Below are 10,786 nucleotides of genomic sequence, written 5' to 3'. Positions count from 1 at the left end.
CGTACTCCGTCCGGCCCGGCTCCCAATCGGCGGTTGCTGGTCGGTACCTACACCGATCCGCGCCACATCATCGCCTACTCGGACGGCGAGGTGCGCCAGCAGTTCAACGTCTGCTTCACCGCACGGGTGATCTGCGGAACGCTGCGCATCTCTGACGAGTCCACAGAACTGCGCTTCATCGACCCGTCCGAACTGACCGATCTACCCATCCACCACACGCAGCGTCTCAAGCTCAGTCACTTCCTCGAGCACCGGTCGAGCCCGCACCTTGGTCGAGGATCCGACCGATGTGGAGCTGTACCGAGCGAGGTTCACCGAAATCACGTCCGAGGCCATGGCCAAGGACGACTCGCTCGCCTTCATCACCGAACAGAGAGACGCGATCAAGTGAGTCACCACTCCGATGCCGCCGCCACCGGGTTCAGCTTCCGCAAGTCGAGCTACAGCGGAGGGAACGAGAACTGCGTGGAGTGCGCCCTCGGCCTGCCTGGTGAGATCGCCGTGCGCGACAGCAAGGACCCGCACGGCCCGGCCCTCCGCTTCGACCAGGCCGCGTTCACTCGGTTCACCTCGGCCGTCGGCTCGGGCGAGCTGCTCAAGGCCGGCAGCTGACCGACCGTTCCACAAGCGGCGCGTGACCGGGCGCCGTCAGGCTGCCGAGGAAGCCCAGCGCTTCCTCGGCAAGCCCAGCTACTCGTGAGGCTCACCCTCGCCTGAATGATCTTCTTCAGCAGCGAGCGGCTGAGGCGCGCGCGATCCGGATCGCCAGTCGTGGAGAGCTGGGACGTGGCAGCCTCCGCCGTGGCCACCGACGACGGGCGCATCCTCCTGCAACGGCGGACCGGCAATCGTCTGTTCGCGCTGCCAGGCAGGACCATGGACCTCGGTGAGTCCCTGCCGGCCACGGTCGTTCGGGAAGTTCGCGAGGAGACTGGGCCTGACGTGGAGATCAGGGCTCGGGTTCCGCTTCGGGGCGCGGAACGGTAGAACTGCCTCTGTGATCGAGGGGCGGGGGCAGATGAGCGCAGAACGAGCGCGCCGGGCACGGCTGATGAAGGAATGGTTCCTGGGTGCCGGCTCGGCCGAGCCGAGGACGCTGGCCGAGGCGCTCGGCCTCGCCGAGGAGGCGCCCGATCTGCAGCGCCTGCGGCGGGCGGAGCCGCACCAACTCCTGCGGATCGAACGCCTGCACACGGCGGCACAGCGTGCCTTTGAGCAGCGCACCAGGATCGATGTGTGCCGGAGCCTGGAGCAGGTGGTGCGGGTCAGCCTGCGGGAGATCGCAGTCGGCCCCGCCGAGCAGCCCGTCGTCGCCCACGGCACCGACCGCCTCAAGGACGAGGCCAACGCCGCCGCGCGGCGGCTGGAGACGGACGCGGCGCTCGCCGGCGGGCGCGGACTCAACACGGGCCTGGCCTTCGGAGTCCTGCTGAGCCCGGCCATCCTGCTGGCGGCACTCGCGATAGGCCGTGCGGTGCCACCGCTCTTCCACAGCTCCCTCGGCTGTCCCGAGGAGCTCAGCCTGATGTACGCCCTGGTCTGCTTCGCGGGCGGGGCGATGGGCGCGGTCTTCAGCGTCATCGTCCGGCTTCGCGACGCCTACCAGCTGATCCAGCAGGGGCCCGGCCGCGACACGACCCCCGACGTCCCCACCGACCCTGTGCAGCTGGCCCAGACCATGCGTCAGGAGGGCTGGTACCGGGTGGTGGTCGGCTGGTTCCTGGCCACCTCGCTCTTCCTGCTCATCAACGGCGGCATCCTCACCCTGCTCACCCCTCCCGCCGTGCCGGACGGCCTCTGCGGAGCAGTACCGCTCTCCCTGGCCGGCCACCAGGCGCTGATCAAGGCCTGGTTCTTCTGGGGCAGCGTCGGCTTCCTCGCCGGACTGAACGAACGCTGGGCATACGGCCTGCTGCGACGCGGACACGAGCGGCAGGCAGCCGGCCCGCGCGGCGGGTAAGGGCGCGCCGGAGGGCGGATCGTACATCTGCTGCGCCTTGGAGTTGCAGAGTTCTGCAATTCTCGAAGGAACGAAGCTTGACGGACCCTAGCCTCGGGCCATGGCAGAGACAGACATTGCATTGAAGGAAGCCATGACGATCGAGGGCGCGCTGGGCGTGGCGCTCGTCGACTACGGCAGCGGCATGGCGCTGGGTGTGTTGGGAGGCGCCGGGCTGGACCTCACGGTCGCGGCGGCGGGCAACACCGATCTGGTGCGGGCGAAGATGCGCACGATGGAGATGCTGGGGCTGCCCGGCGGCATCGAGGACATCCTGGTGACGCTCACCAAGCAGTACCACCTCATCCGCCCGCTCACCTCCCGCAGCGGCCAGGGCCTGTTCCTCTATCTCGCCCTGGACCGGTCGCGTGCCAACCTGGCCATGGCCAGGCACCGGCTGAAGCAGGTCGAGGGGACGCTGGAGGTCTGATGCAGCTGCCGCTCTACCAGGTCAAGGCGGAGTTCTTCCGCCTGCTCGGGCACCCGGTGCGCATCCGGGTGCTGGAGCTGCTCCAGGGCGGGCCGCTACCGGTCCGCGACCTGCTGGCCGACATCGGGATCGAGCCGTCCAGCCTGTCCCAGCAGCTCGCGGTGCTCAAGCGGTCCGGGATCGTCGTCTCCACCCGGGAGAAGGGGACCGTGCTGTACGCACTGGCCGGCGCGGACGTCTCCGACCTGCTGAAGTCGGCCCGCCGGATTCTGACGGTCATGCTCACCGATCGCGAGGCCGTGCTCGACCAGCTGCGTGAGGCCGAGGACGCCCCGCACCTGCTTGTGCAGGACGAGCCGGTAACGCAGCCCACCCCACTGGAGGCGCCGCCGAAGGCCAGTTGAGTACTGGGCGGGTCCCCGGGCACCAGCCCGGGGACCCGCCCCTGGGCACCGGGCATCGGCTGCTCGGGATCGAGGTCTCCGCGCCATTGACGCGGTTCAGGCTCAGGCTCGCGTGAGCATGCCGAGGAAGGTGAGCGCCTCCTCGGCGGGGCTTCCCGGTGCGGCCGTGTAGACCACCAGCAACTGGTGCGCGGTTCCGGGGGCCTGGAAGGTCTCGTAGCGGAGGGCGACTTCTCCGACCACGGGGTGGCGGAAGCGCTTGGGGCCGTGGGTCTTCTCGTGCACGTAGTGGGTGGCCCACAGGGTGCGGAAGGCCGGGCTGCCGAGGGAGAGTTCGCCAATCAGGCGGACCAGCGCCGGGTCGTTCGGTCGCCGTCCGGCTGCCATTCGCAGCATGCCGACCGTACTGCGGGCGGCTTCGTCCCAGTCGGGATGGACCTGCCTGGCGTCCGGGTCCAGGAAGATCCGGCGGGCCATGTTGCGCTCGTGTGGCCGCAGTTGGGGGAAGTCGGCGATCAGCGCGGCGGCCAGCGGGTTCCAGGCCAGCACGTCGTTGCGGTCGTTCATGATCAGCGCCGGCGTGCTGGGGATGGCCTGCACCACCTGTCGCAGCGCCGGACGCACGGCCGCCTCGGTGCGGCTCGCGGCACCGCGGCGCGGCCGGGCCAGGTCGTACAGGTGTGCGCGTTCGGCGGCGCTCAGCTGCAGCGCCCTGGCCAGCGCGTCCAGGACCTCGGCGGAGGGGCGGTCGGCGCGTCCCTGCTCGAGTCGCACGTAGTAGTCGGTGCTCAGCCCGACCAGCTCGGCGACCTCCTCGCGGCGCAGCCCGGGCACTCGGCGGCGGCCCGTCGGGGGGAGGCCGACGTCGGCGGGCGAGACCAGGGCCCGCCGGGTGCGGAGGTAGCCGCCGAGGCTGCTGGCGATCGTTCTCGTCTCGGGCATGCGGTCAAGTATGGCGGCGGCCCGGCGTGGGCTCCGAGGGCTGAGGGTGGCCCTGTGAGTCCCAGGGTGTGCCGCTCACTTCATCCGCCGGCGACGCCCCGCCGAGGATCGGGCCATGTCCTCTTCTCCCGCACCCAGTTCTCCCCCACCCGGTTCTCCGCCGCCCGCTTCTCCGCCTCGGGGCGCTGCTGCTGGTCACGCTGCGCGGCGACGGCTCGGCGACGGCGTTGGCGCTACCGTTGCTCCCGTTCGGTGCCGGGGTGGGGCTGGCCTTCGGGGTGATGGACAACGCGGCCGTCAGCACCGTCGCGGTCGAGCATGCCGGCGCCGCGGCCGGCATCTTCGACACGATGCGGATCACCGGCGAGTCCGTCGCGGTCGCCGGCGCGGCGGCCTGGCTCACCTCGCTCACCGCCGGGCAGCTGCGCGACAGCGGCCTCGATGCCGCCTCCGCCACCCAACTCGCCGGGCAGGCCGTCCAGGGGCAGGCCCGCGGCACCGATCACCCGGCGCTGGCCACCGCCTTCACCGGCGCATTCCACACCCTCGGCCTCGCCCTCGCACTGCTCTCGACTCTGGGCGCGATCCTCACCTACCTCGCGCTGGCACCCGACCGGACGGGCCCCGGGGCGCACCGACCGCTCCCGGCCGCGTCATGACAGTCCCTCCGATCGGCGCGCGCGTCCTCCGTGAGCTGCCCGGGATCCAGATTTAACGTGATGCTTATGAGACATCACTACCTGTTACCTCGCCCGCTCGCCGCCCTTGCGGTGACCGGGGCCACCGCACTCGGCACACTCGGCGCGGCCGCGCCCGCCACCGCCCGCGAGCCGTTCGTCGGCCCGCTGAACACCGTCGCCACGATCGCCTCCACCGTGCCCGCCAATGGTGACGTGAACCCGTACGGCACCGTGGTCGTCCCGAGCGACGAGGGCCTACTGCACCGCAACAGCATCCTGGTCAGCAACTTCAACAACGCTGCCAACCAGCAGGGCACCGGCACCACCCTGGTCCAGATCGCCCCGGACGGATCGGTGAGCCAGTTCGCCCAGATCGACCCGAACCACCTGCCCGGCGAGTGCCCCGGCGGGGTCGGGCTGACCACCGCACTGACCGTGCTGCCGGGCGGCTGGGTGGTGGTCGGCAGCCTGCCCACCACGGACGGGACGGCGGCCACCGCGCAGGCCGGATGCCTGCTGGTGCTCGACAAGCACGGCACGGTGCGCGAGACCCTCACCGGCAACGGCATCAACGGGCCCTGGGACATGACCTCGGTCAGCCATCACGGAACCAGTGAGCTGTTCGTCACCAACGTGCTCAACGACACGGTGGCCGGCGGCGGTTCGGTGGTGCCGGAGGGGACGGTGCTGCGGCTCACCCTCAAGGACCGCGGTGACGAGCCGCCCTGCCTGGAGCGCAGTACGGTGATCGGCAGCGGCTTCGACCAGCGGACCGACCCGGCCGCGCTGGTGGTCGGCCCGACCGGGGTGGGCCTCGGTCACGACGGAACGCTCTATGTGGCGGACACCGTGAACAGCCGGATCACCGCGATCCCGGACGCGCTGCGCCGCCACGACAGCGCCGGAACCGGCGAGTTGGTCACCGAGGGCGGCAGCCTCAACGCTCCGCTGGGACTGGCCGTGGCCCCTCGGGGCGAGATCCTCACCGTGAACGGGGGCGACGGCAACCTGGTGGAGACCACTCCGCGCGGTGAGCAGGTGGCGGTCCGCCAGCTGGACTCCAGCGGGACGCCGCCGAACGTCGGAGCCGGCGCGCTCTTCGGCCTCGCGGTGGACCACGACCACGACGCGGTCTACTTCGTCGACGACGCGACCAACCAGCTGGACGTGCTGCGCAAGCCGTGAGCCCGCGCCCGGCGTCCTGCTGACCTGGTGACCTCGTGACCGGCTGACCGGCTGACCTGGTGACTTGGTGACCCGGCTGACCTGGTGACTTGGTGACTTGGTGACCCGGCTGACCTGGTGACTTGGTGACCCGGCGGCCTGCAGACCTGGTGGCCCGGACGGAGCGCAACCGTCCGGGCTGCCAGCATCCCCGCACTGCGCGGGTCCATTCGAAGGAGTAGCACTATGTCCAATCTTCGCCCGGTTCAGGTCGCGGTGGACGGGTCGCCCGGTGGCTGGACGGCCTTGGCCTGGGGGGCCCGGGTGGCCGAGGGCGGTGGCGCGCCGCTGGAGGTGCTGTACGCCGTGCCGCGGGACCTGCTGGCCGCGGTCACCGGTGCCGGGCAGCCCGCGCCGACGGAGGATCAGGTGACCGAGGAGGCGCTGGCCCGGGTGGCCAAGATGACCCCGGATCTGGCGGTGACGGCGAGGCTGCTGCGCGGCTCTCCGCAGAACGTGCTGCCGGCCGAGTCCCGAGCGGCCGCGCTGCTGGTGCTGGGGAGTCGTGGGGTGACGGGGCTGCGCGGCTGGTGGGTCGGCTCGGTGAGCCGCGCGGTCGCCGAGCACGCGCTCTGCCCGGTGGTGGTCTGCAAGACGGTGGAGGACATCGACGAGGTGGAGGGCTCCCCGATGCCCGAGGGCGATGTGGTGGTGGTCGTGGACCCGGGCGTGCCAGCCCTGGGTGTGGTGGACCTGGCGTACCGGGCCGCGCTGATGACCGCGAGCGCGGTGCGGGTGATCGCCGAGCCGGCCGACGCGGCCGACCTGCAGGAGCTGTTGGAGCGTCAGCAGGCCCGGTTCCCTGAGATCCCGGTGAAGGTGCGGGCGGCGGCCGGCGCACCGGAGGCCGAGTTGGTCGAGGCCTCCAAGCAGGCCGGACTGGTGGTGGTCGGGCGGCCGACCGAACCGAGCCTGCTCGGCAACACCCGGATGGGCGTCGCGGCACACGTGTTGGAGAAGGCCCAGTGCCCGGTGGCCGTGGTTCCGGTTGGACGACACTGAGGGCCTCCGCTGAGCAAGCGCTCACTCATGCGGCCGCGCTGAGCAAGCGCTCGCTCATCTGGCCGCCCTGAGCAAGCGCTCACTCAGCGGACGCCGTCGAGCCTCGAGCGAGCGCTTGCTCACCCGCCCACGCCGACCAAGCGCTTGCTCAATGGTGCGCCGGCTTGGCGTGCTCCAGCTCCTCGATGGTGACGAACAGGATCGGCCGGGTGATGGCGTGCAGCAGATGTCCGCCGTTCGCCTGCCCGTCCGGCGAGCCCAGCACCACATGGCCGTGCACGTTGTAGCCGCCCGGCTTGTCGGCCTCCGGCGTGATGTCCCCGATCAGCGAGAGCACCTCGCACTGGTCGCGGTGGAACGGCACCGGGTTGAAGGTGCCGTCGGTCAGGTTGTAGAAGCCGAGATCGGCCTGGTGGACGCCGCCGATCGCGTTGAACTCGGAGGGGGCCAGCCGCTCGGCGATCGCGAAGGCACGCAGCCCGCCGATGATCTCCTCGCCGGTCTCGAAGACCAGCTCGTAGGCGCGCTGCGGGCCCTCGCTCTTGACGGTGGTGTGCACGAGAGAACTCCTGACGAACGGGCGCGCGTCAACGGGTCAGCTGCTGCGCGATGAACTGCCGGGCGTGCCGGGCGAGATCGGCCGAGTCCTGCCACCGGTCCCGCCAGATGCACAGCGCACCGGTGAGTTCGGGGGCCAGGACCGCGGAGGAGAAGGATTCGAAGGTGATCGGCCCGGTGTAGCCGATCCGGGCCAGCGCCCCGAAGAAGCCGTCGAAGTCGACGGTCCCGGTACCGAGGTAGCCGCGGTGGCTCTCGCCGATGTGGACGTAGCCCAGCCGCTCACCGCAGGCGAGCACCGGCGTGACCATGTCGGTCTCCTCCAGGTTCATGTGGAAGGTGTCCAGGTGCACCACGGCGTTCGGCCGGTCGATCAACTCCAGCATCTCCAGGGCCTGTTCGGCCGTGTTGAGCAGGTTGGTCTCGTACCGGTTGCAAAGTTCGAGCCCGATCCTGATCCCGGCGTCGGCCGCCCGGTCGGCCACCCCGCGCAGCACCTCGGCGCTGCTGCGACGCCCGCGCTCGGTCGGCTGCCGGTCGTAGCGCCCGAGCCTGCTGTAGAGGGTGCCGCAGATGTAGTCGCCACCGAGGGCGGCCACGGTCTCCACCGCGCGGTGCAGCAGCTGCTCACCGGCGGCCACCGCGGCGGGGTCCGCGCTGCTGATGTCGGTCGCCTCGGTGAGGAACTGATTCGCTGTCATGGCGAGTTGGCACTCGTCCAGCAGTGCTCTGGTCCGCCCGGTGTCGATCTGCCAGGAGCCGAGCAGCGGGATCTCGATCCGGTCGTAGCCGCAGTCCCTGGCACCGGCCATCGCCCGCTTGGGTGCGTCGCCGCTCCAGTCGCCGACCCAGACCAGCGCGTGGATGCCAACGGAGTTGGTCATACCCCGATCACCTCGCGCAGGTAGGCCCGCGCCTTGAGCGCGTACGTCAACGGGTGGGCCTTGGCCGGGTCCTGCTCCGCCTCGACGGTCAGCCACCCCCGGTAGCCGGCCTGCGCCAGCTCCGCCAGCACCTCCGGGAAGTCGACCATGCCGTCGCCGGGGACGGTGAACACCCCGTCCAGTACGGCCTGCAGGAAGCTGGACCGGTCGGCGGCGGCCAGTACCTGCGGGCGCAGGTCCTTGAGGTGCACGTGGGCGATTCGCGGGCCGTGCGCGCGGACGGCGGCCGCCGGGTCGCCGCCGGCCCAGCTGAAGTGGCCTGTGTCGAGCAGCAGGTGGACCAGTTCGGGGTCGGTGGCGGCCATCAGCCGGTCCACCTCGGCCGGGCTCTGGACCACCGTGCCCATGTGGTGGTGGTAGCAGAGCCGCATCCCGTTCCCGCTCGCGATCTCGCCCAACTCGTGGAGCCCGTCCACCAGTTCCTTCCAGCCACGGTCGTCGAGGACCGGCCGGTTGGCGCGCAGGTCGACCGGCTGCTGGTGCACCGAGCCGCCGAGTTCGGCGACCACCAGGTCGGTGCCGCCGAGCGAGCGCAGCAGCTCGAGTTGCCGGCGGAACTCGGCCACGGTGGCCTCGCGCATCTCGCGAACGGTGAAGTAGGTGCTGACCCAGGGCTCGGAGATCCGCAGCCCGCGCAGTTCGAGGGCCGCGCCCAGCACGGCCGGGTCGCGCGGGAAGCTGTGGCCGATGCTGCAGCCGTCGAATCCCGCCAGCGCGATCTCGCTGAGGATCTGTTCGTAGGGGATTTCGGCGCCGAGGCTCGGCAGGTCGTCGTTGGTCCAGCCGGTCGGCGTGATGCCGAGCAGCACCTGGTCTCGGGTGAACATGGGCAACTCCGGTCACCTGGCCAGGATGTGACGGGCCGCGCGGACGGCCAGCGCCACCGAGGTCAGGGTGGGATTGCTGGCGTTGGGGCGCGGCAGCAGGCCGTTGCCGCCGAGGTAGAGGTTGTCCAGGCCCCAGACCTGGGAGTTGACGTCGACCACGCTGGTGTCCGGGTCCTCGCCGATCCGGGTGGTGCCGGTGATGTGCAGCGGCAGTCCGGGGGCGACGAACCGCGGTTCCGAGCCGGGCAGGAACCCGCCGAGCGCGCTGGCGGCGCGCAGCATGTCGCGCATCATCGCGTGCTGTTGGTCGCGGTCCTGCCGGGTCAGCTCGAACTGGAAGGTCGGCTGCGGCATCCCGAAGCTGTCCTGGCCGGTGTCGGAGAAGGTCATCCGGTTCTCCCGGCGCGGTTCGATCATGCCGAACCAGCGCAGGTCCACGATCAGCCGCGGGTCGATGTTGGGGGCCACGCTGCCGTAGTGGAAGGCGTCCCGGTGGATCTGGCAGTGCCAGGGCCGCTGTTCGCAGACCGGGATCCAGACGTTCGGCTCGGGGTCGTCCACCGGGATCGGCACCGGGTCCTCGGGGCTGCGTTTGCGGTGCGCGCGGACCTGGTCGGCGAACCTCTCCTCGGTCTCCACCTGGTCCACCAGGTGCTGGTGCAGCACGATCTGGCAGAACGCCACCGGCTGCTCGTGCAGGTACCGTCCGAGTGCTTCCGGGCGGATCCGGGAGGCGTAGAGCAGTTGCGGGGTGAGCGCGGCGCCGCCCGCCACCACGAAGTTCTCCGCCTCGATCCGGATGGTGCGCCAGTCGGCCAGGTCGGTCACCTCGGCGTACTCGACCCGTTCGCCGGCGTCGTCCAGCACCAGCCTGGTGCAGAGGTGTTCGGGCAGCAGGGTGAAGCTGCCGCCGGACTCCGGCTCGGCCACCAGCGAGTTGCCGACCAGCCGGGTGTGGGCGAGCGGTCCGAGCACCGTGTCGGTGCCGCTCCAGTGCACCAACGCCGGGTTGTCGCGCCGGCGTTCGACGGCCAGCGGCAGTGCCCGCACCCCGTAGGGCCCGTCGAGTTCGGGGTACTCCGCGTGCAGCGCGCCCAGCACCAGGCGGTGGCGCACGGACTGCTCGAAGGCGTCGGCGCGGGTGCCGAGCAAGCGCTCGCTCACCTCGTAGAGCTCGTTCCACTGCGCCTCGTCGAGCAACTCGCAGCGTTCCAGTCGGGGGTGGTGCCGCGGGGTGGCGCAGGTCCAGTGCGTGGCCATGCCGCCGACGGCGTAGCAGACCGCGGCCGCGTCCAGGTTGGTCTCCGGATCCTGGGCCGGGTTCTGGTTGTTGTTCACGAAGCCGCGGAAGCGGTCGTGGTCCACCCGGAACGCCGAGGGGTCCAGGGTCACTTCGGGCCGGGTCCGGGGCGGCACCGAGAGCAGCGACAGATGCCCCTGGATCACCGAGGTGAACAGGTCCACATTGCGCTGGTACAGGTAGCTGTTCTTGAGGTGGGCGCCGGGGCGGGCGGAGAGCAGCGGCCCGGCGTCGATCATGTGGACCTGCCGCCCGGCCTCCACCAAGGTGCGGGCGAAGGTCGCGCCCACCGGGCCGGAGCCGACGATCAGTGTGTCGGTGTGGATGCTGTCGGCGCACATACGGAAGAAACCACCTCACCCATCTGGTTCGTATCAAGAGCACCACAACACCCCGGCCTCGCGGGCGTTTCGCCGCGCCGACTCGGCCATCCCGCGCCAGGGCCCACCCGTTCGGGCCAACCGGTCCGGGCGCCT

At 70.9% G+C, this 10,786-nt stretch carries 12 protein-coding genes and 2 pseudogenes; 9 read left to right on the top strand and 5 right to left on the bottom strand.

Going from position 1 to position 10,786, the window contains the following annotated elements; all coding sequences use genetic code 11:
• Positions 1–36 precede the first annotated feature (36 nt).
• The 6 genes and pseudogenes from BR98_RS40635 to BR98_RS33205 form a co-directional block, all read left to right on the top strand.
• Positions 37–273, top strand: a pseudogene (locus tag BR98_RS40635) (DNA mismatch repair protein MutT); the annotation flags it as partial.
• Between the two features lie 114 nt (positions 274–387).
• The gene (locus BR98_RS40630; protein ID WP_035850798.1) at positions 388–612 is read left to right on the top strand and encodes a DUF397 domain-containing protein; all 225 of its coding nucleotides are present in this window, start codon (positions 388–390) and stop codon (positions 610–612) included.
• Between the two features lie 105 nt (positions 613–717).
• Positions 718–963, top strand: a pseudogene (locus tag BR98_RS33220) (NUDIX domain-containing protein); the annotation flags it as partial.
• 55 nt (positions 964–1,018) lie between these two features.
• A complete protein-coding gene (locus BR98_RS33215) occupies positions 1,019–1,960 on the top strand; it encodes a hypothetical protein (protein WP_157538029.1) in 942 nt (313 codons plus the stop codon).
• Between the two features lie 100 nt (positions 1,961–2,060).
• Positions 2,061–2,429: a hypothetical protein gene (locus tag BR98_RS33210; RefSeq protein WP_035850796.1), complete on the top strand. Its 369-nt coding sequence runs from the start codon at positions 2,061–2,063 to the stop codon at positions 2,427–2,429.
• Positions 2,429–2,833, top strand: a complete 405-nt coding sequence (locus BR98_RS33205) for an ArsR/SmtB family transcription factor (RefSeq protein WP_083977279.1) — start codon at positions 2,429–2,431, stop codon at positions 2,831–2,833. The genes BR98_RS33210 and BR98_RS33205 overlap by 1 nt, the downstream gene beginning before the upstream one ends.
• Before the next feature lie 102 nt (positions 2,834–2,935).
• On the opposite strand, the gene BR98_RS33200 is transcribed toward BR98_RS33205, so the two are convergent.
• Complete coding sequence (locus BR98_RS33200) at positions 2,936–3,775, bottom strand: helix-turn-helix transcriptional regulator (protein WP_035850794.1); 840 nt, start codon at positions 3,773–3,775, stop codon at positions 2,936–2,938.
• Positions 3,776–4,014: 239 nt separating this feature from the next.
• On the opposite strand from BR98_RS33200, the gene BR98_RS33195 reads away from it, so the two are divergent.
• The 3 genes from BR98_RS33195 to BR98_RS36815 all read left to right on the top strand — a co-directional run bounded on the left by BR98_RS33195 (position 4,015) and on the right by BR98_RS36815 (position 6,681).
• Positions 4,015–4,434, top strand: coding sequence for an MFS transporter (locus BR98_RS33195; protein WP_232247799.1), 420 nt, complete (start codon positions 4,015–4,017; stop codon positions 4,432–4,434).
• Between the two features lie 66 nt (positions 4,435–4,500).
• Positions 4,501–5,640, top strand: a complete 1,140-nt coding sequence (locus BR98_RS33190) for an NHL repeat-containing protein (RefSeq protein WP_063774878.1) — start codon at positions 4,501–4,503, stop codon at positions 5,638–5,640.
• A gap of 225 nt (positions 5,641–5,865) precedes the next feature.
• Positions 5,866–6,681 (top strand): universal stress protein, encoded by an 816-nt coding sequence (locus BR98_RS36815; protein WP_051970699.1) that lies wholly within the window; start codon positions 5,866–5,868, stop codon positions 6,679–6,681.
• 148 nt (positions 6,682–6,829) lie between these two features.
• Here the strand turns inward: BR98_RS36815 and BR98_RS33180 are convergent, their stop codons facing one another.
• The 4 genes from BR98_RS33180 to BR98_RS33165 are packed head-to-tail and all read right to left on the bottom strand — an operon-like array spanning position 6,830 to position 10,651.
• Positions 6,830–7,240: a PPC domain-containing DNA-binding protein gene (locus tag BR98_RS33180; protein ID WP_051970698.1), complete on the bottom strand. Its 411-nt coding sequence runs from the start codon at positions 7,238–7,240 to the stop codon at positions 6,830–6,832.
• A gap of 28 nt (positions 7,241–7,268) precedes the next feature.
• Positions 7,269–8,123 carry a sugar phosphate isomerase/epimerase family protein gene (locus BR98_RS33175; protein ID WP_035850790.1) on the bottom strand — a complete coding sequence of 285 codons (855 nt, stop codon included), beginning with the start codon at positions 8,121–8,123 and terminating at the stop codon, positions 7,269–7,271.
• Positions 8,120–9,010 (bottom strand): myo-inosose-2 dehydratase, encoded by an 891-nt coding sequence (gene iolE, locus BR98_RS33170; protein WP_035850788.1) that lies wholly within the window; start codon positions 9,008–9,010, stop codon positions 8,120–8,122. The genes BR98_RS33175 and iolE overlap by 4 nt, the downstream gene beginning before the upstream one ends.
• 12 nt (positions 9,011–9,022) lie before the next feature.
• On the bottom strand, positions 9,023–10,651 hold the full coding sequence (locus BR98_RS33165; RefSeq protein ID WP_035850787.1) for a pyranose oxidase: 1,629 nt from the start codon (positions 10,649–10,651) through the stop codon (positions 9,023–9,025).
• Between the last annotated feature and the right edge of the window lie 135 nt (positions 10,652–10,786).

It is taken from the genome of Kitasatospora azatica KCTC 9699, assembly GCF_000744785.1.
GTDB lineage: Bacteria > Actinomycetota > Actinomycetes > Streptomycetales > Streptomycetaceae > Kitasatospora > Kitasatospora azatica.
The sequence above is the reverse complement of the archived record's forward strand: the minus strand, read 5'-3'. Positions and strand labels throughout refer to the sequence as shown.